The 20,246-nt window shown below is 62.4% G+C and carries 16 protein-coding genes and 1 other annotated feature; of the genes, 12 read left to right on the plus strand and 4 right to left on the minus strand.

What is annotated here, in order from left to right; translation table 11 throughout:
* The first annotated feature begins 802 nt into the window (after window positions 1–802).
* The 9 genes from dnaN to rnhA all read left to right on the plus strand — a co-directional run bounded on the left by dnaN (window position 803) and on the right by rnhA (window position 10,342).
* Entirely contained in the window at window positions 803–1,915 is a 1,113-nt protein-coding gene (gene dnaN, locus ACTNBK_RS02610) for a DNA polymerase III subunit beta (protein ID WP_441143348.1), read from the plus strand.
* Between the two features lies 1 nt (window position 1,916).
* Entirely contained in the window at window positions 1,917–2,351 is a 435-nt protein-coding gene (locus ACTNBK_RS02615) for an acyl-CoA thioesterase (RefSeq protein WP_441143350.1), read from the plus strand.
* A gap of 12 nt (window positions 2,352–2,363) precedes the next feature.
* Window positions 2,364–2,576 (plus strand): RNA-binding S4 domain-containing protein, encoded by a 213-nt coding sequence (locus tag ACTNBK_RS02620; RefSeq protein WP_441143352.1) that lies wholly within the window; start codon window positions 2,364–2,366, stop codon window positions 2,574–2,576.
* Complete coding sequence (gene recF, locus ACTNBK_RS02625; RefSeq protein ID WP_441143353.1) at window positions 2,573–3,676, plus strand: DNA replication/repair protein RecF; 1,104 nt, start codon at window positions 2,573–2,575, stop codon at window positions 3,674–3,676. The genes ACTNBK_RS02620 and recF overlap by 4 nt, the downstream gene beginning before the upstream one ends.
* Window positions 3,677–4,286: 610 nt before the next feature.
* The gene (gene remB / locus ACTNBK_RS02630; RefSeq protein ID WP_441143354.1) at window positions 4,287–4,547 is read left to right on the plus strand and encodes an extracellular matrix regulator RemB; all 261 of its coding nucleotides are present in this window, start codon (window positions 4,287–4,289) and stop codon (window positions 4,545–4,547) included.
* Window positions 4,548–4,636: 89 nt separating this feature from the next.
* The gene (gyrB, locus tag ACTNBK_RS02635) at window positions 4,637–6,595 is read left to right on the plus strand and encodes a DNA topoisomerase (ATP-hydrolyzing) subunit B (protein ID WP_441143355.1); all 1,959 of its coding nucleotides are present in this window, start codon (window positions 4,637–4,639) and stop codon (window positions 6,593–6,595) included.
* Window positions 6,596–6,986: 391 nt separating this feature from the next.
* Window positions 6,987–9,506, plus strand: coding sequence for a DNA gyrase subunit A (gyrA, locus tag ACTNBK_RS02640; RefSeq protein ID WP_441143356.1), 2,520 nt, complete (start codon window positions 6,987–6,989; stop codon window positions 9,504–9,506).
* Between the two features lie 3 nt (window positions 9,507–9,509).
* Complete coding sequence (locus tag ACTNBK_RS02645; protein ID WP_441143357.1) at window positions 9,510–9,896, plus strand: SHOCT domain-containing protein; 387 nt, start codon at window positions 9,510–9,512, stop codon at window positions 9,894–9,896.
* An 8-nt stretch (window positions 9,897–9,904) separates the two neighbouring features.
* Entirely contained in the window at window positions 9,905–10,342 is a 438-nt protein-coding gene (gene rnhA / locus ACTNBK_RS02650; RefSeq protein WP_441143358.1) for a ribonuclease HI, read from the plus strand.
* Window positions 10,343–10,817: 475 nt separating this feature from the next.
* Here the strand turns inward: rnhA and ACTNBK_RS02655 are convergent, their stop codons facing one another.
* The 4 genes from ACTNBK_RS02655 to gpr all read right to left on the minus strand — a co-directional run bounded on the left by ACTNBK_RS02655 (window position 10,818) and on the right by gpr (window position 17,624).
* On the minus strand, window positions 10,818–11,759 hold the full coding sequence (locus tag ACTNBK_RS02655) for an AEC family transporter (protein WP_441143359.1): 942 nt from the start codon (window positions 11,757–11,759) through the stop codon (window positions 10,818–10,820).
* A gap of 320 nt (window positions 11,760–12,079) precedes the next feature.
* Complete coding sequence (locus ACTNBK_RS02660) at window positions 12,080–13,936, minus strand: LTA synthase family protein (protein WP_441143361.1); 1,857 nt, start codon at window positions 13,934–13,936, stop codon at window positions 12,080–12,082.
* Between the two features lie 597 nt (window positions 13,937–14,533).
* Window positions 14,534–15,955, minus strand: coding sequence for a glycine--tRNA ligase (locus ACTNBK_RS02665; protein ID WP_441143363.1), 1,422 nt, complete (start codon window positions 15,953–15,955; stop codon window positions 14,534–14,536).
* Between the two features lie 60 nt (window positions 15,956–16,015).
* Window positions 16,016–16,226: a binding site (T-box leader), on the minus strand.
* Between the two features lie 486 nt (window positions 16,227–16,712).
* Window positions 16,713–17,624 carry a GPR endopeptidase gene (gene gpr, locus ACTNBK_RS02670; protein ID WP_441143365.1) on the minus strand — a complete coding sequence of 304 codons (912 nt, stop codon included), beginning with the start codon at window positions 17,622–17,624 and terminating at the stop codon, window positions 16,713–16,715.
* A 199-nt stretch (window positions 17,625–17,823) separates the two neighbouring features.
* Between gpr and rpsT the strand changes: the two genes are divergently transcribed.
* The 3 genes from rpsT to ACTNBK_RS02685 all read left to right on the plus strand — a co-directional run bounded on the left by rpsT (window position 17,824) and on the right by ACTNBK_RS02685 (window position 19,598).
* A complete protein-coding gene (rpsT, locus tag ACTNBK_RS02675; RefSeq protein WP_294513326.1) occupies window positions 17,824–18,087 on the plus strand; it encodes a 30S ribosomal protein S20 in 264 nt (87 codons plus the stop codon).
* Between the two features lie 191 nt (window positions 18,088–18,278).
* The gene (locus ACTNBK_RS02680) at window positions 18,279–18,743 is read left to right on the plus strand and encodes a MarR family winged helix-turn-helix transcriptional regulator (protein ID WP_441143367.1); all 465 of its coding nucleotides are present in this window, start codon (window positions 18,279–18,281) and stop codon (window positions 18,741–18,743) included.
* Window positions 18,744–18,758: 15 nt separating this feature from the next.
* Entirely contained in the window at window positions 18,759–19,598 is an 840-nt protein-coding gene (locus ACTNBK_RS02685; RefSeq protein WP_441143369.1) for a DegV family protein, read from the plus strand.
* Window positions 19,599–20,246: the final 648 nt, after the last annotated feature.

Genomic DNA, 20,246 nt, shown 5'->3' on the forward strand with positions numbered 1-20,246 from the left:
TCTCCCCCTTTTCGGGCGGATGCTATCCGCCCCTACCCCAACCCCGGGGTGTGGTTTGGCGCGCCGAGGTCGTCGCGCCCCACAGCAGAGGTAATCCCAGTCAGCGCCACCACGCTCCGCCCCCCACCCACGCAGGCGGCGAAAAAAGTGGGGATAGGAACACGGCTTACCCCTGTTCCAACCAGGTAGTCCACTGTGGACGGGGCTGGACCTCAACGGGGGCGTAAAGCCGGGCCGCCGGATTCCTATTTGGGACCACTCAACCCACACGGGAGCCCCTTTTTCTTTGGATTCCAAAAACCGTTCTTTTTCCAGCAGGGAAAAAGAAACGGGTTTTGAGCCGTCTCCTCCGTCCTTTCACGTCACAGAAAGCAATGGGCTGAGACATGGTTTGGCGGGCGGATGCTATCCGCCCCTGCGACAAGGCAAACGACCTTTCAGGGAAGGCGAAAAACGGCCCTCCTGCAAATGACGGAAATCCTGCATGGCCCTGCATACTCAGCATGCAACCTTATGCATTTCCTGTATAAATACCCATTCACCGTTGGAAAACCCAAGAGGTCGAAATCCACCGGTTTTTGTGGAAATGTGGATAATCCCCTGTGGACAATTTTTCGCCCTTTTTCCCTCCTGTGGAAACCCTCGAAATTTGTCCACCACCCCTGTGGACGCCCTGCGTCCTCTCCCCCAAGGCTTTCCAACGCTTTTCCACAATATTTTATACTACGAGTACTATTTCTATCTTTTATCCTCTCCTCTCCTCAAAAACGAGCGGAGCACGAAAGGAAGGGAACCCACTCCCATGAAGTTTTCCTGTGAAAAAGCACTCCTTCAGTCGGCCATCGCCACCACGGCCCGGGCCGTCTCCCCCAAGAGCTCCATCCCCGCCCTGGAGGGCATCCTGGTGGAGGCCGGAGACCAGCTCCGGCTCACCGGCTACAACCTGGAGACCGGTATCCGCACCGTGGTCCCCGCCCAGATCGAGCGGGAGGGCAGCCTGGTCCTCTCTGCCCGCCTTTTTGGCGAGATCATCCGCAAGCTGCCCGACGACGTGGTCTCCTTCTCCGCCGACGGCTATATGGTGAACATCACCTGCGGCATGAGCAAGTTCAACATCCTGGCCACCGACCCCGAGGACTTCCCCGACCTGCCCGCCGTGGAGGATCAGAACAGCTTCTCCATTTCCCGGGACAAGCTGGGCTCCATGATCCGGCAGACCATCTTCGCCGTCAGCGACAACGAGTCCCGGCCCATCCACACCGGCTCCCTCTTCGAAGTGAGCGCCGACGGCCTCACCATGGTCAGCGTGGACGGCTACCGGCTGGCCCTCCGCCACGAGCCCATCCTGGAAAAGGACGGGGCCCTCTCCTTCTCCTTCGTGGTGCCCGGCGCCGCCCTCAACGAGGTGGAAAAGATCTGCGGCGACAGCCAGGACGAGGCGTTGGTCATTGAGGGCGACCGCCACGTCATGTTCCGCATGGGGGACACCATGCTGGTGTCCCGCCGGCTGGAGGGTGAGTTTTTGGCCTACCGCCAGGCCATCCCCCGCAACAACGCCATCAAGGTGGAGGGCGAGACCCGCACCCTCCTCACCTCCATTGACCGCGTCTCCCTCATCATCTCCGACAAGCTCAAGTCCCCCCTGCGCTGCGTCTTTGGGGACAACGTGCTGAGCATCACCACCAAAACCGGCATCGGCGACGCCGCCGACCAGTGCCCCATCTCCGGCGACGGCCAGAATCTGGAAATCGGCTTCAACAACCGCTACCTTATGGACGCCCTGAAGGCCGCCCCCACCGACAAGGTGCGGCTGGAGCTCAGCTCCGGGGTGGCCCCCTGCGTCATCCTCCCCGCCGAGGGGGAGGAGAACTTCCTCTATATGGTGCTGCCCGTGCGGCTGAAGGCAGGCGAGTGATATGGAACTGCGTCCCTATCTGAGAAAGGCCCAGTTTTACGAGACCGACGGCATGGGCGTGGTCTATCATGGGAATTATATCCATTGGATGGAGGAGGCCCGCACCGACTTCATGGACCAGATCGGCTGGGGCTACCAGAAGGCGGTGGAGGCGGGCATCGACTTCGCCCTCACCGACATCTCCTGCAAATACCGGTCCATGACCCGGTTCGGGGAGACGGTGGCCATCCATATGACGGTGACCAAGCTTTCCCCCGCCAAGATGGAGGTGGCCTACCGGATGGTGGACGCCGAGACGGGGGTCCTCCGGGCGGAGGGCACCTCCGGCCACTTCTTCTATGACCGGAAGAAAAACAAACCGGTGGCCCTGAAGCGGGTGCTGCCGGAGGTATACGAACTCTTTACGCGGCTCCTTCAGGAGCACGCCGCGTCGTGACGGGAGGCAGCCATGCAGAAAGAGACTGTGAAGATCCAGACGGAATTCATCAAGCTGGACGCCCTTTTGAAGTTCGCCGGGGTCACCGAGACCGGCGGCGAGGCCAAGGAGGCCATCCAGGCCGGTGAGGTGCAGGTAAACGGCGAGGTGTGCACCATGCGGGGCAAGAAGCTGCGGCCCGGTGACGTGGTGGCGCTGGAGGGCGTGGAGCTCACCGTCCAATGAGGGTGGACGCCCTGGCCCTGGAGGACTTTCGCAACTACCGCCGCCTGGAGGCGGCCTTCTCCACCGGGGTCAACGTGATCTACGGGGAGAACGCCCAGGGCAAGACCAATTTACTGGAGGCGGTGGCCTATCTCTCCACCGCCTCCTCCCACCGGGCCCGGTACGACCGGGAGCTCATCCGGCTGGAGGCCGACGCCGCACGGGTCCAGGCCACGGTGGAGGCCCGGCAGCGGACCTTCAAGCTGGAGGCCCGGCTCCGCCGGGGCCAGCGGCGGCAGCTCTTCTCCAACGGGGTGAAGCTCAAGACCGCCGGGGAGCTCTCCGGGGTGCTGCAAACCGTCCTCTTCTGCCCCGAGGATCTCTCCCTCATCCGGGCGGGGGCCGCCGAGCGGCGGCGGTTTCTGGACGAGTGCATCTGCCAGCTCCGGCCCCGGTACGCCGCCGCCCTCTCCCAGTACAAGCGGCTCTATGAGCACAAGACCCGTATCCTCCGGGACTGGGAGGAAAAGCCCGCCCTGCTGGACACCCTGGACGACTTCAGTTACCAGATGGCCCAGGCGGGGGCGGTGCTCATCCACTACCGGGCCCACTTTTTAAAGCGGCTCCGGGAGACGGCGGCCGCCGTCCACGCCGACTTCTCCGGTGGGCGGGAACAGCTGGACCTGGGCTACGCCACGGTGAGCACCGTGGCCGACCCCCTGGCCCCCACCCGGGACATCTTTGAGGCGGTGCTTGAGCACCAGCGCACCCACCGCCAAGCCGAACTGGAGGCCCGGCAGTGCCTCACCGGACCCCACAAGGACGATCTGGTGGTCCGCATCAACGGCCTGGAGGCCAAGACCTACGCCTCCCAGGGCCAGACCCGGACGGCGGCCCTCTCATTGAAGCTGGGCTGCCGGGAGATCTTCTACCACGACACCGGGGAGTGGCCGGTGCTGCTGCTGGACGACGTGCTCAGCGAGCTGGACCGGCGGCGGCAGGAGTTCGTCCTCCACCGCATCACCGGCGGCCAGGTCTTCATTACCTGCTGCGAGGACGACGGGCTGGAGGGCCTGGACCACGGCGCCGTCTTTCATATCCACGGCGGGGAATTGATGTAATGAAGACCTGGCCCGGCGCGGTAAGCGCCGTCCAAGCGTCCCGGCAAAGCCGGGACCTTGCCGCAGGGCGAATTCATTTCGCCCGAGGATGTGAAATTCCGGGGTTCCCCGGAAAAGGCAAAGCCTTTTTTGGGGCTTCATCACCTGCTGCGAGGACGATGGCTTAGAAGGTCTGGACCAGGGCGCCGTCTTTCATATTCACGGCGGAGAGTTGATTTAAAAATCTTCCCCTCTGAAGGAAAAAGGTTATATTTATGAAGCAAATGCCGGTCAACATACGTTTCAGGACGGGAGAGACGGTTCAAAACCCGTTTCTTTTTCCCTGCTGGAAAAAGAACGGTTTTTGGAATCCAAAGAAAAAGGGGCTCCCGTGCGGGTTAGGTGGCTCCAAATAGGAATCCGGCGGCCCGTCTTTACGCCCCCGTTGAGGTCCAGCACCGTCCACAGGTGACTCCGCCGGTGGAACAGGGAAAGGCTGTGGTCCTATTCCAAATTTTTTCGCCGCCTGCGCGGGTGGGAGTTGGGGCGTGGCGCCGCTGACTGATATTACCTCTCTTGCGGCGCAGGATGGTTTACAGAGCTCCCCCACCCCAACGAAAGGAGGTCCGCCATGTATTTGCATCTGGGACAGTCGGTGGTGGTCCCCTTTCGGGACGTCATCGGCATCTTTGACCTGGACACCACCACCGACTCCCGCATCACCCGGGAATTTCTGAAAAGGGCCGAGCGGGAGGGCGAACTGGTGGACGTATCCATGGACCTGCCCAAATCCCTGGTGCTCTGCCGGTCGGAGCTGGGCACCCTCACCTACCTCTCCCAACTCTCCGCCGCTACCCTCCGGGGCCGGGTGGAGAGCGGGACCTTTGAATAGAAAGAACCCGGCGGAGCGGATAAATCCGCTCCCTACTTCGGTAAGGAGTGCATTTATGCGCTTCGCCAACACACCCAGGAGGTTTTACAATGTCTGAAGAACTGGAAGTAAACGAGCTGGAACGGCCCGAGCAGGTCGAGCACGAGTACGGCGGCTCCGAGATCCAGGTCCTGGAGGGCCTGGAGGCGGTGCGCAAGCGCCCCGGTATGTACATCGGCTCCACCTCCTCCTCCGGACTCCACCATCTGGTCTATGAGATCGTGGACAACTCCATCGACGAGGCCCTGGCCGGCTATTGTGACGAGATCAACGTGGTCATCAAAGAGGGCGACGTCATCACCGTCACCGACAACGGCCGCGGCATCCCCGTGGACATCCAGCCCCAGACCGGGCTGCCCGCCCTGGAGGTGGTCTTTACCATCCTCCACGCCGGCGGCAAGTTCGGCGGCGGCGGCTACAAGGTGTCCGGCGGCCTCCACGGCGTGGGCGCCAGCGTGGTGAACGCTCTCTCCGAGTGGCTGGAGGTCCAGGTCCACAAGGGCGGCAAGATCTACGAGATGAAGTTCGCCCGGGGCAAGGTGACCCAGTCCATGACCGTGGTGGGCGACACCGACAAGCACGGCACCGTGGTCACCTTTAAGCCCGACCCCGAGATGTTCACCGAGACCACCGTCTACGACTATGAGATCCTCCACACCCGCATGCGGGAGGAGGCCTTCCTCAACGCCGGACTGCGCATCCACACCATCGACCAGCGCCCCGGCAAGGAGCAGCACGACGACATGTGCTACGAGGGCGGCATCAAGGAGTTTGTTACCTGGCTCAACCGGTCCAAGACCCCCATCCACAACGGGGTTATCTACATGGCCGGCCAGAAGGGGGACTCCATGGCGGAGCTGGCCTTCCAGTACACCGACAGCTACTCCGAGACCATCCTCTCCTTCGCCAACAACGTGCATACCCCCGAGGGCGGCATGCACGAGACCGGCTTCAAGCAGGCCCTCACCACCACCCTCAACGCCTACGGCAAGAAGATGAACATCCTCAAGGACGGCGACGAGATCAAGGGCGAGGACTACCGGGAGGGCCTCACCTGCGTCATCTCGGTAAAGCTCACCGACGCCCAGTTTGAGGGCCAGACCAAGGCCAAGCTGGGCAACAGCGAGATCCGCACCCTGGTGAGCGCCATCGTGTCGGAAAAGCTCTCCGAGTTCCTGGAGGAGAACCCGGCGGTGGGCAAGGCCATCCTGGACAAGGCCCTCACCGCCTCCCGTGCCCGTGAGGCGGCCCGGAAGGCCCGGGAGTCCATCCGGCGCAAGACCGCCCTTGGCGGCGCCGCCATGCCGGATAAGCTCCGGGACTGCAACGAAAATAACCCCGAGCTCACCGAGCTCTACATCGTCGAGGGTGATTCCGCCGGCGGCTCGGCCACCCAGGGCCGGGATTCCCGGTTCCAGGCCATCCTCCCCCTGTGGGGCAAGATGCTCAACGTGGAGAAGGCCCGGGCCGACAAGGTCTACGGCAACGATAAGCTCCAGCCCGTCATTACCGCCCTGGGGGCCGGCATCGGCGACGAGTTCGACCCCGCCAAGCTGCGCTACCATAAGGTCATCATCATGGCCGATGCGGATGTGGACGGCGCCCACATCCGCACCCTGCTGCTGACCTTCTTCTTCCGCTTCATGCGTCCCCTCATCGAGCAGGGCTACGTCTACGCCGCCGTGCCCCCCCTCTACAAGCTGACCCGGGGCAAGACCACCCGGGTGGCCTTCTCCGACGAGGAGCGGGATAAGGTCTCCTCCGAGCTCCGGGGCGACAACCCCAACGCTAAGGTGGACATCAGCCGCTATAAGGGCCTGGGCGAGATGGACCCCCACGAGCTTTGGGAGACCACCATGGACCCGGAGAAGCGCACCCTCAAGCGCATCGAGCTGGACGACGCCGTCCTGGCCGACCAGACCTTCACCGTCCTCATGGGCGAAAAGGTGGAGCCCCGAAAGGAATTCATCGAGAAAAACGCCAAATACGCGGTGAACCTGGACTATTAAGGGACCTTTTTTGACCTTCTCCCTGCGAGGGAGAAGGTTTAGGGGGTGCGTCTGGGAAGCCGCACCCCACAATAGGAGGGAAAACCAGGCAGCGCCACCACACTCCGACACCCACCCGCGCAGGCGGCGAAAAAATGTGGGATAGGACCACAGCTTTTCCCTGTTCCACCGGCGGAGTCACCTGTGGACGGTGCCGGTGCTCTATGGGGGCGTAAAGACGGGCCGCCGGATCACTATTTGGAGCCACTCAACCCGCACGGGAGCCCCTTTTTCTTTGGATTCCAAAAACCGTTCTTTTTCCTGCGGGAAAAAGAAACGGGTTTTGAATGCGTCTCTTACGTCCCCAAGCGTAAAAATCAACCCAACCTCTACCCAAGGAGGAAACAAATAGATGAGCAAGAAACCCCAATACGACCCGGAGGAGATCCGATACCCCAATCAGACCATCGTCACCTCTCCCCTGGTGCCGGAGATGGAGAAATCCTACATCGAGTACGCCATGAGCGTCATCGTGGGCCGGGCCCTGCCCGACGTGCGGGACGGCCTGAAGCCGGTCCACCGCCGCATCCTGTACGCCATGTACGAGGACAACCTGACCCACGATAAGCCCTTCAAGAAGTCGGCCACCTGCGTGGGCGACGTGCTGGGCCGGTACCACCCCCACGGCGACGCCAGCGTCTACGACGCCCTGGTCCGCCTGGCCCAGAACTTCTCCATGCGCTACGTGCTGGTGGAGGGCCACGGCAACTTCGGCTCCGTGGATGGCGACCCCCCGGCCGCCTACCGTTACACCGAGGCCCGTCTGAGCAAGATCTCTGAGGAGATGCTCCGGGACATCGAGAAGGACACCGTGGACTGGGACCCCAACTTCGACGAGTCCCGGAAGGAGCCCCGGGTGCTGCCCAGCCGCTTCCCCAACCTGCTGGTGAACGGCTCGGCGGGCATCGCCGTGGGCATGGCCACCAACATCCCGCCCCACAACCTGCGGGAGGTCATCGACGCCACCATCTGCGTGCTGGAGGACCCCAACGCCACCCTGGCCGACCTGATGGAGCACGTGAAGGGCCCCGATTTCCCCACCCGGGGCATCATTATGGGCCGCAGCGGCATCCGGGCAGCCTACGCCACCGGCCGGGGCCGCCTCATGGTCCGGGCCCGCACCGAGTTCGAGGAGTTCGGCAAGGACCGCACCCGCATCATCGTCACCGAGATCCCCTATCAGGTCAACAAGCGCATGCTCATCAAGAACATGGCCGACCAGGTGGAGGACAAGCGGCTGGAGGGCATCTCCGACATCCGGGACGAGACCGACCGCAACGGCATGCGTATCGTCATCGAACTCAAGAAGGACGCCAACCCCCAGGTGGTCCTGAACCGCCTCTTCGCCCAGACCCAGCTCCAGACCACCTTCGCCATCAACATGCTGGCCCTGGTGAACAACCAGTCCCAGCCCAAGATCCTCTCCCTGCGCCACATCCTGGACGAGTACATCGCCTTCCAGGAGGAGATCATCATCCGGCGCACCAAGTACGACCTGAAGAAGGCCCAGGAGCGCGCCCACCTGCTGGAAGGTCTGCTCATCGCCCAGGACAACATCGATGAAGTGATTAAGATCATCCGGGAGAGCTACGACGACGCCAAGGAGCGGCTGTGCGCCCGCTTCAGTCTGGACGACGTCCAGGCCCAGGCCATCCTGGATATGCGCCTGAAGGCCCTCCAGGGTCTGGACCGGGAGAAGCTGGAGAACGAGTACAAGGAGCTGGAGGAGCGCATCGCCTACTTCCAAAAGCTCCTCTCCGACGAGAGCATGCTCAGAGGTGTGCTCAAGGACGAGCTCATCGCCATCCGGGACAAGTACGGCGACGACCGCAAGACTGAGATCCAGGACGTGGAGGACGAGCTGGACATCGAGGACCTCATCGAGGAGGAGGAGTGCGTCTTTACCCTCACCGCCGGCGGCTACATCAAGCGGACCCCGGTGTCCACCTACCGCACCCAGCGTCGGGGCGGCAAGGGTATCACCGCCATGGCCACCAAGGAGGAGGACTATGTGGACACGGTGTTTACCGCCTCCACCCACGACTTCATCCTCTTCTTCACCAATAAGGGCCGGGTCCACCGGAAGAAGGGCTACCAGATCCCGGAGGCCGGCCGCACCGCCAAGGGCACCAACCTGGTGAATGTGCTGCCCATCGAGTCGGACGAGAAGGTCACCGCCATGATTCACCTGCGGGAGTTCCCGGAGGACCGGTATCTGGCCATGGTGACCCGGAACGGCACGGTGAAGCGGATTCAGCTCTCCTCCATCCATACCGCCCGGAAGGCGGGCATCCGCTGCATCACCCTGGACGAGGGAGACGAGCTCATCACCGTCCGGGAGACCGACGGCGACCAGGCTATCCTCATCGTCACCCATGACGGTATGGCCATCTGCTTTAAGGAGACGGACGTGCGGTGCATGGGCCGTGACGCCGCCGGCGTCCGGGGCATCAACCTGAAGGAGGGCGACTATGTGGTGGGCGCCGCCCGGGCCAAGCACGATCACCAGGTCCTCATGATTACCGAGAACGGCTACGGCAAGCGCACCGACATGGACGAGTATATCCGTGCCGACGGTCCCCAGAAGCGGGGCGGCTACGGCCTGAAGGGCTATAACGTCACCGAAAAGACCGGCCCCGTGGTGGGGGTCAAGGTGGTCAGCGACGCCGACGACGTGCTGGTCATCAACGACGCCGGCGTCATCATCCGCATGGCGGTGTCCGGCATCTCCACCTACGGCCGGACCGCCCAGGGCGTGAAGATCATGAATCTGGAGGAGGGCGTGAAGGTCATCTCCTTCGCCCGCACCGACCACGAGGAAGAGGAGGCCGAGGAGGGCTCTGAGGAGCCCAATGACCAGCAGGAGGGTTAAGCCATGGCCAGAAAGCGTGTGACCTACCGTCCCAGTAAGAGCGGCTCCGTCATGGGGGGCGTGGTGGGCGTCATCTTTGTGCTCATCGGCCTCTTTGTGGTCATCCCCTCATTTTCCATGACCGGCGGCTTCGGCGCCATCTTTGGCGTCCTTTGGACCATCATCGCCGGCGTCATCGCCGGGACCAACTTCTACCAGGCCTTCGGCAAGGGTTATATCGGCCCCGAGATCCACATCGAGGAGGAGGGCGGCGCTGAGCATGCTCAGGACGCCGCCGCCCCCGGCGATACCCAGGCCCGCCTCACCGAGCTGCGCGCCCTCTACGACCAGCGCCTCATCACCCAGGAGGAGTACGAGCAGAAGCGCAAGGAGATCCTGGAGGAGCTGTAAGGAGACCTATGAAGACAGTCACCATCTATACCGACGGCGCCTGCTCGGGGAACCCGGGCCCCGGGGGCTGGGGCGCCATCCTGATGTACGGCAAGTTCAAAAAGGAGCTCTCCGGCGGCGAGGGGCACACCACCAACAACCGCATGGAGCTCACCGGGGTCATCACCGCCCTGGAGGCGCTGAAGGAGCCCTGCATCGTGGAGCTTTACTCGGATTCCAAGTACGTCATCGACGCTCTGGAGAAGGGCTGGGCCCGGGGCTGGAAGGCCCGGGGCTGGGTGAAGGGCGACAAGAAGCCCGCCCTCAACCCGGACCTGTGGGAGAAGCTCCTCAATCTGTGCGACTACCACACCGTCAACCTCCACTGGGTCAAAGGGCATGCGGAGAATCCCTATAACAACCGCTGCGATGAGCTGGCGGTGCTGGAGAGCAAAAAGTTCAAATGACCCCTCTGTGCGGGGGTATGCAGGGGCGGATGGTATCCGCCCCTGCGCTCGTTTTGCCCCGTCTTTGCAGGCCGCCCGTTGACTCACGCCGCAACTTTCACCCACGCAAGCGGCGAAAAAAGTGGAGATAGGACCACAGCTTTTCCCTGTTCCGCCGGCGTAGTCTACCGTAGACGGGGCTGGTGCTCTATGGGGGCGTAAAGACGGGCCGCCGGATTCCTATTTGGAGCCGCTTAACCCGCACGGGAGCCCCTTTTTCTTTGGAGTCCAAAAACCGTTTCTTTTTCCAGCAGGGAAAAAGAAATGGTCTTTGAAACCGTCTCTCCCGTCCTTTCACGCAGCAAAAAGCACCAGGCCGCGTCCGGGAAGCCGCACCCCTCAATCGAGGCTGCCCCCTATCGTCGTCCATAAAATCCCACAAAAAAAGACCGCCGGCGGGTGCATCAAAGCCCGTCGGCGGTCCTTTTGTATGTACTTAAATGAGTCCCATGGACCGGAGGACGTAGAGCCAGCTGGTGAGGGTAAAGGCGCTCAGGAAGGTGGTGAGCAGGATGGTGTTGGCGGTGAGGGCGCCGTCGTAGCCCTGTCCTCTGGCCATGACGTAGGAGCTGGAGGTGGTGGAGGAGGCCAGCATGATGAGGATGGTGACCAGCTTGTCGGTGCGGTAGCCCAGCCACACCGCCAGGGGCAGAAAGACGGCGGCGAAGAGGAAGAGCTTGCAGAAAACGGCCAGGAGGGAGGGCTTGAGCTTGGCCAGCGCCTGCTCCGGGTCCACGGAGGCGCCCAGGCCGATGAGGCCCATGGGGGTGGCCACGCCGGCAAAGCTGTCCACCGACTTCTGGAGGATGACAGGTTGTGGCAGGCGCAGCAGGGACCAGAGCATGCCGATGACGATGCCGATGAGGATGGGGTTGGTGACTACCTTCTTGAGGGTGCGCAGAAGGCGGTCCCGGCTCAGGCCCCCCTGGTCGGGGCGCATGAGGGCCAGGATCAGGACGGCGGCGATGTTGTAGAGGGGGACGGCGCCGATAATCATGAGGGGGGCGGCGCCGGCGGTGCCGTAGATGTTCTGAATAAAGGCCACCCCCAGCAGGGCCACGCTGCTGCGGTAGGAGACCTGGACGAACTCGCCCCGGAGTTCCCGGCTGAGCACGTGGGAGAGGAGGAGCATGGCCAGGATGCTCACCGCCGTCACGCCGAAGCACAGCCCCACAAAGGGGCCGTCCCACTGGGCAAAGAAGTCGGCGCCCGACATGTCCTGAAAGAGAAGGACGGGCAGGGCAGCCTTAAAGACAAAGCCGTTGATCTTGTCGGCGAAGGCCTTGTCCACGAAGCCCACCCGCCGGAACACAAAGCCCAGCAGCATCATGAGAAAGACGGGTACCGTGGCGTTGAGACAGAAGATGAGATTGTCCATGGGTGGATGCCTCCAATTTATTTCTTTGGGGAACCTTCCACATTTCAGGAAAAAATGTGGAGAAAAATTGGGTGCGTACCGGGAGTGGGGGTAAAATAGCGGGAAACTTTCCACAAAAAAGAGCGAAATGTGGAAAGCATGTCCCTGTCGTGCGGAGGTTGCCGCGCACTACGGATGTGTGGTACGGCGGGCGGCCGCAGGCCGCCCCTACCCCATACTCGCAGCATTTTTGTAGGGGCGGCCTATGGCCGCCCACAGACCTCCTCTAATAAAAAGCACACGCCCCGCCGGGACCGGCGGGGCGTGGCACTCTCCTGCCATCAGCGCAGGCCGTCGTAGATGAAGTTCTTGCGGTAGTAGTACTGGAGCATGTCGAAGTCGGTGACCAGGGCCTGTCCCTCGGGGGTGAGGGTGCCGGTGACCGCGCCGTCCTCCATGTAGAGGCCGGTGGGGGTGTTCATGACGGGCACCTGCTCCATGACGGGGCGGGTGGCCTGCATATAGGCGGGACCGGTCCACCCGCAGGCGTCAAAGACCACGTCCATGAGGAAGGTGGGGCTCACCGTGGGGCCCTCCCCCACGAAGTCGTTCCCCAGAACGGCCTTGGCGGCGTCGTTGGCCCAGATGAGGTAGCGGGTGGAGTAGTAGTTGTAGAAGCCCTCGGGGGTGGAGAAGTCCAGGTCCAGGCCGATGGCCTCATACACCGAGTTGCCGTCCCCCAGCCAGGGGTTGTGGTCGCCAAAGACCACGATGACCACCGGCTCCTCCTCTTCCCGGAAGTAGTCGAAGAAGGCCTTCAGGTTCTGGTTGGTGTTGTAGACCGAGCCAAAGTAGTTGTTGAGGATGTTGAGTTCAGCCTGGGTGTAGCCCTTGTCGTTGACCACGTAGTCGTCGCCCCACCAGGTCTGGTCGTCGTTGTAGGGGCCGTGGCCCTGGTAGGTCAGGTTGTACTGGAACACGGGCTGGCCCAGGGCCTTGTCCTGCTCCCAGAGCTTGATGAGCTCCGGGAAGAAGAGGTCGTCGTAGCCCACGCCGCCGTCGGTCATGGGAGAGAAGTAGTTCTCCACGAAGCGGTAGTCCTGGAAACCCAGGTTGACGTTGATGTTCTCCCGGTTATAGAACCAGGCGTAGCAGGGGTGGGAGCCGGTGACGGTGTAGCCCTGGCTGCGGAAGTACCAGGGGTAGGAGTTGGTGGCCGACCGGAAGGAGCCCAGATCGGCAAAGCCGGTGAGGAAGCACCGCTCCGAGTCCACGGTGCCCCCGGCGAAGATGTTGGTGATGAGGTCGCCGGTGAGGCTCTCTTCCTCCAGGGCGTGGTAGTCGGCGTACACCTTGGGGTCCAGGGTGGGGGTGCCGTACTTGGAAAAGTCGTCGTAGGACTCCAGCATGATGGAGATCACCGACACCTTCTTGTCCTCGGGGATGTCGGCGTCCTCGTAGCCCGACAGGATGGTCTCGGCCCGACCGGCGTCATAGCCCTCCGGCGGGGCGTCGGAGGCCGACTTCACGCTGTGGAGGAAGGGGTAGACGAAGCCCTTGGACACGTAGACCTGGGTGGCCGACCACTGGTTGATGAGGCCGTTGTTGGCGGTGCGGTTGTTGTAGATGTCGTCGCTCTGGGTCATGTTCCACACGGGGAGGGCGCAGAGGACGGCGGCGGCGAAGCCCAGCAGCAGCAGCCGGGCGCCGGGGCGGCCCCGGACGCAGAAGTGGAGGAAGAGCCAGCCCAGGATGAGGAGCACCAGGGCCAGGATCATGGTCTTGGTGAGGAAGAGCTGGTACTTCCCCGCCATGTTGCCGGCCTCCTTCAAAAGGAGCAGGTCCTCGAACATGAGGGGGTCGTTGCGGAACTGGAGCTTGAACCAGCTGCCCATGGTAAAGCCCAGGGTAATGGCGGCGGTGAGGGCGTAGGCCAAAGAGGCCCGGCCCAGGATAAAGTAGAGCAGGAAGTAGAGGAGCACCACCGGGGCCAGGTTCAGAAAGGCGATGAGGGGGTTCTGGAAATAGCTCAGGAGCATGGCCTTCTGGTCGATGACAGCGGCAAAGATCAGGCTCACAAGGCCTACTCCCAATGTGGCACACAGGCCCCAAAAGAGGTTCCAGACCCAGAAGAGGGCGGTTTTCCACGCCGGCCAGGACTGGTCGGCATGGCGCTGAAAGAGGGGGATTTTTTTCATATCTGATTCCTTTTTGTCTGTGAAAGGGGGAACAAACAGAGCCTTCCCCCGGGGGTCTGACTGTCCGGTGGACAGTCAGAAGAAATGACTTCTTCCTTAACCCGTGGTGCCCCAGTGCGCACACTGGGGCGGATGAGGGGGGACTTTAAGCGTGGTTTACGTCTCATTTTCTTTCTGTTACGTGAAAGGACAGGAGAGACGGTCAAAGACCGTTTCTTTTTCCCTGCTGGAAAAAGAACGGTTTTTGGAATCCAAAGAAAAAGGGGCTCCCGTGCGGGTTAGGTGATTCCAAATAGGAATCCGGCGGCACGTCTTTACGCCCCGTAGAGGACCAGCACCGTCCACAGGTGACTACCTCGGTGGAACAGGGAAAAGCCGTGGTCCTATCCCACATTTTTTCGCCGCCTGCGCGGGTGGGTGTCGGAGCGTGGTGGCGCTGCCTGATGTTCCTTCTATTGTGGGGCGCGGCTTCCCAGACGCGCCCGTGGTGCTGTGCTGTTTGTGGGGCGCGACGACTCGGCGCGCCAAACCACACCGTAAAGCTGGGGTAGGGGCGGATATGATCCGCCCCTACGCCCGGCCGCGGTGGGCAATTCCTTAAAACGCCACTCTCTCGGCAATATAATCCTTGAGCTGATCGATGGGGATTCTGACCTGCTCCATGGTGTCGCGGTCGCGGACGGTGACGCAGTTGTCAGCGGGGGTCTTGTCGTCGCCCACGGTCTGGAAGTCCACGGTGATGCAGTAGGGGGTGCCGATCTCGTCCTCGCGGCGGTAGCGCTTGCCGATGGAGCCGGCGTCGTCGTAGTCCACCATGAAGTACTTGGAGAGCTCGGCCTGGATCTCCCGGGCCTTGTCGCCCAGCTTCTTGGAGAGGGGCAGCACGGCGCACTTGAAGGGGGCCAGGGCGGGGTGGAGCCGCAGGACGGTGCGGACGTCGTTCTTCTCGGCGTCCACGACTTCCTCGTCGTAGGCGTCCACCAGGAAGGCCAGGGTGACGCGGTCGGCGCCCAGGGAGGGCTCGATGACGTAGGGGATATAGTGCTCGTTCTTCTCCTGGTCGAAGTAGGTCATGTCCTTGCCGGAGGTAGTCTGGTGGGCGTTGAGGTCAAAGTTGGTACGGCTGGCCACGCCCCACAGCTCGCCCCAGCCGAAGGGGAAGACGAACTCGAAGTCGGTGGTGGCGTTGGAGTAGTGGGAGAGCTCCTCGGGGTCGTGGTCCCGGAGCCGCAGGTTCTCGTCCTTCATGCCCAGCTGGAGCAGCCACTGGTGGCAGAAGTCCTTCCAGTACTTGAACCAATCCAGCTCGGTGCCGGGCTGGCAGAAGAACTCCAGCTCCATCTGCTCGAACTCACGGGTGCGGAAGGTGAAGTTGCCGGGGGTGATCTCGTTGCGGAAGCTCTTGCCCACCTGGCACACGCCGAAGGGCAGTTTCCGCCGGGTGGTCCGCTGGACGTTCTGGAAGTTGACAAAGATGCCCTGGGCGGTCTCGGGGCGGAGGTAGACGGTGTTCTTGGCGTCCTCGGTGACGCCCTGGAAGGTCTTGAACATCAGGTTGAACTGGCGGATGTCGGTCCAGTTGTGCTTGCCGCAGGTGGGGCAGGGGATATTGTGCTCCTCGATGAACTCCTTCATCTGGGTCTGGCTCATGGCGTCCACGCTGTGGCCCAGGTCAAAGTTATTCTCCTGGCACCAGTCCTCGATGACCTTGTCGGCGCGGAAACGCTCCTTGCACTCCTTGCAGTCCATGAGGGGGTCGGAGAAGCCGCCCACGTGGCCGGAGGCCACCCACACCTGGGGATTCATGAGGATGGCGGCGTCCAGACCCACGTTGTAGGGGTTCTCCTGGACGAACTTCTTCCACCAGGCCTTTTTCACGTTGTTCTTGAGCTCCACGCCCAGGGGGCCGTAGTCCCAGGTATTGGCCAGGCCGCCGTAGATCTCGCTGCCGGCGAAGATGAAGCCACGGCCCTTGCACAGGGCTACGATCTGTTCCATGGTCTTTTCGGTGTTTTTCATGGGGAGACACTCCTTATGACAAAAATAAAGGTAAGCAAAAGAAAACGCCCTGAGCCTATGGCTCAGGGCGAACGCTGACGGTCCGTGGTACCACCTGAATTTGCACCCCTTAGGGCGCACACTCTTGGGTCCGTAACGGGGACGAGACGGCGGAGCATTTCCGCTCCGCGGCTCACGGGCGCCTTCCGCGGGACCGTCGGGAGCCTTGCACCGAAGCGGCTCCTCTCTGCGGTCCGGGTCCTCGCGTACTCCTCCCGGTCACTGCCTTTTTCCGATTTGGGCCCATTTTATCACCCTTTCTCCCCGCCGTCAAGGGCTGGGACGGAAAGAAAGCACGGTTTTGGACACTGTTTTGCCTGTGTAGGGGCGACCTTTGGTCGCCCGCCGTACCGATACGGGAAAGTTTCATTTGTGGGGCGCGGCTTCCCAGACGCGCCCCGCGAAAAAGCGGTCCCGCACCGGCACGGCGGGCGGTCGCAGGCCGCCCCTACGCTGGGGCACCGGCGGCGTTACAGAGTAAGCCGACGGTGCAAGTGGCGTAACAGTAGAAGAGTCCGGGGGGTACTTCCAATAGGGGGGAGCCGCAGCTCCCCCCTGTGTTTGGTCGTTTTAAGGGGGTTGGGTGTCGGGTAGGGGGGAAATCGCAACCCCCCCTTCCCGCCTGACTCTTTTGCCCCTTTCTGGTCATTCAGAAAGGGGCCCGCCGGAGGCCGTTCCCCCATTAAAAAAAGCAGCGTGGTTTAAAGCCTCTTCCCCCTCAGGACAAAAACAGCTCCACGTCCTCCACGGAGAGACGGGGGTGGAGGGCCAGGTCGATGCCGAAGCCGATGACCTTGGCCATATCTTTGACCCGCTGGTCAATGTCCCTGGGGGTGACCATGAGGCTCCCCCCCACCCCCCGGAGGGCGGCGGGGTCCAGGTCGTCCCGGCCGGCCTCCTCCAGGATGTCCAGGGCCAGGGTGGCGCCGTCCACCACGGTGGGCACCCCCACGGCGATGACGGGCATCCCCAACGTTTCGGCGTTGAGGGCGAAGCGGTGGTTGCCCACCCCGGAGCCAGGGACGATGCCGGTGTCGGAGAGCTGTACCGTGGCGCAGATGCGGTCCAGGCTGCGGGCGGCCAGGGCGTCCACGGCGATGACGCAGCCCGGCTTTACCTTCCCCGCCACCGCCTGGGCCAGTTCCCCGCTCTCCACGCCGGTGGTGCCCAGCACCCCCGCCGCCAGGGCGGCCACCGGCCGAAAGTCCCCAAAGTGCTCCGGGGCCTGGTCGATGAGGTGGCGGGTCACCAGGGTGTGGTCGGCGGCGCCGGGCCCCACGGCGTCTGGGGTGATGGCCCGGTTGCCCAGGCCCACCACCAGCACCGGGGCCTTTTCCGGCACCCGACAGCGCCGGAGCAGGTGGGAGAGCTCCCCCGCCAGGGCCCGGCAGGACCGGGGAAAGGCCTCCTCCTCCCTGCGCGTCAGCCCGGTGAGGTCCACCGTTACATAGGTCCCAACAGGCTTACCCAGGGCCTCCTCCCCCCTGCCGTCCAAAATCTCCACCCGGGTCACCGGGCAGCCCTCCCGGCGCTCCTCCTGCACCCGCACCCCCTCCGGCGCCGGGGTCTCCCGCCCCGCTCTGGCCAGAGCCTCCGCCTCCACCGCCAGGTCCGTCCGCCGCGTCAGCATGGATCACCACGCTCCCTTCCGCAAGATATAGTGGCTGCATCGCCATTTGACCCCTATTTTTTGCGAAATCCAAGTTTCCTATCCAAAGAACAAAAAAATTTAAAAAAAAGGTTGCATTTTTTCAAAGCTTCTGTTAAAATGGATACCTGAACGGGCAGGTCCCGTGGATATGATTATACCATCGGAGGAGGTGTTTGGTTTGCCGAATATCAAGTCTGCCAAGAAGCGCGTGCTGGTCAACGAGACCAAGGCGGCCCGGAACAAGGCGGCCAAGTCTGCGCTGAAGACCCAGATCAAGAAGTTTGACGCCGTGGTGGCCGAAGGCAACCGCAGCGAGGCCGATGTTGTCTACAAGGCCACGGTGAAGGCCATCGACAAGGCTGCCGCCAAGGGTCTGCTGCACCGCAACAACGCGGCCAACAAGAAGAGCGCCATGACCATCAAGCTGAACAAGCTGGCCTGAGGCGCACAGATCATTGCCTGAAAACCGCCTGCATGCGCAGGCGGTTTTTTGCTGCCCATAGAGGACCATTTTTTGGAAAAAAGGAAAAAACCCATGCTTTATTTGAAATTCAAACTAAAAATGCTTGACAAGCGGAGCGAGACCGGATACAATGCCAATGTTTTGAACTTCAAAGAAAAGGAGGCGGCGGCATGGAGGTGCGGGGCGCCAAGATCAATCAGTTTCTGGTGGAGGTTTTTGACCAGATCCTGCGCCGGGAGGAGGAGGTCCTGACGGCGGAGTACCCCAAGCTGTCCCTGCGGGAGATCCACCTGATCGACACGGTGTGCCGGGTGGCGGACCACGGCGGGGACAACCGTGCCACGGCCATCGCGGCGGCCCAGGGGGTGACGGCGGGGACGCTGACCACGGCGGTGAACCTGCTGGAGCGGAAGGGCTACGTGGAGCGCCAGCGGGACGAGAAGGACCGGCGGGCGGTGCGGATTCTGCCCACGCCGCTGGCCCGTGAGGCGGACGCAGCCCACAGGGAATTTCACCGGCAGATGGTGGAGCAGGTCCTGGACGGACTGACGCCGGAGGAGTGTGACGCCCTGGTGGGGGCCCTGGGGAAGCTGGCCCGGTTTTTCGCGCCGGAAGAGCATCCCAATGAAGCATAAAGTGAGGTAAGAAGTATGGTACGCATCGTCACCGACAGCACCTGTGATCTCTCCCCGGAGCGGCAAAAGGCCCTGGGGGTGGAGGTGGTCCCTCTCTCCGTCCATTTTGGGGAGGAGTCCTTCCTGGACGGCATCGACCTGAGCAACGAGGAATTTTACGCCCGGCTGCGGACGGCGGAGACCCTGCCCACCACGGCCCAGGTGAATCCGGAGGAGTTTGCCCGTCGGTTCCAGGCCCACGTGGACGCCGGGGACCAGGTGGTGGGGCTGTTCATTGCCTCCCAGCTCTCGGGCACCTGCCAGTCGGCCATGATTGCCCGGGACATGGTGGACGAGGAGAACATCTTCGTGGTGGACTCCACCACGGTGACCTTTGGCCTGGGGCTGCTGGTGGAGATGGCGGCCCGGTTGCGGGACCAGGGTCTGGACGCCCATACCATCGCCGAAAAGGTGCAGGAGCTGGCCAAGCGGGTGCGGTTCTACGCGGTGGTGAGCACCCTGAAGTACCTGAAGATGGGCGGGCGCATCTCGGGCACCGCCGCCGTGGTGGGCGGCATGCTGGGCATCACCCCCATCCTGAACATCCGGGACGGCGTGGTGGAGGCGGCGGCCAAGTCCCGGGGCCGGAAGGGCGCCTTCCAGTGGATGGAGAAGCAGCTCCAGGCCGAGCCGGCGGACACCTCCTTGCCCGTCTCCTTCGGCAACGCCGACAGCCCCGACGTTATGGCCGAGTGCGAGGCCGCTCTGGCGGCCAGCATCCCCGGCGCTGAGTTTTTGGAGAGCTCCATTGGCTCCGTAGTTGGTACCCACGCGGGGCCGGCCTGCACCGGCATCGCCTATTTTGTAAAAGAGTAAATAAGGTATGGAGCCGCGCCCGGTTTTTTACCGGGCGCGGCCTTTTTGTGTTACGACGCTGTGTAATATGGATAGGGGCGGCCTGGCACCAGACCGGACGGGGGGGCCCCCCCCCCCCCCCCCCTACGCCACTCCGCAGTGTGGTTTGGCGCGCCGGGGTCGTCGCGCTCCACAAATAAAAGGAAGAAGGAAAAGGGAAGCGTGAATAGGGAATAGAGACGGAGCCGCACCCCACAGCAACGGTAATACCAGGCAGCGCCACCACGTCCTGACACCCACCAGCGCAGGCGGCGAAAAAAGTGGGGATAGAACCACGGCTTTTCCCTGTTCCACCAGCGGAGTCTCCTGTGGACGGTGCTGGTGCACAATGGGGGCGTAAAGCCGGGCCGCCGGATTCCTATTTGGAGCCACTTAACCCCTTTGGGAGCCCCTTTTTCTTTGGATTGCAAAAACCGTTCTTTTTCCAGCAGGGAAAAAGAAACGGGTTTTGAAAACGTCTCTTTTCTCCAAAAGCGTATGTTGATTGGTATTTGCTAGGGAACCTCTGAATAAAAGCCTTTATCCTGTTTCTACTCAATGTATTAGCCGCCATTTGCGCTTGGTTAAGGTGATTTCAGTGCAAAATAGCCATTATTTATCTGCTTTTCT

This window comes from Intestinimonas sp. HCP28S3_D6 (assembly GCF_052065695.1).
Taxonomy (GTDB): domain Bacteria; phylum Bacillota; class Clostridia; order Oscillospirales; family Oscillospiraceae; genus Intestinimonas.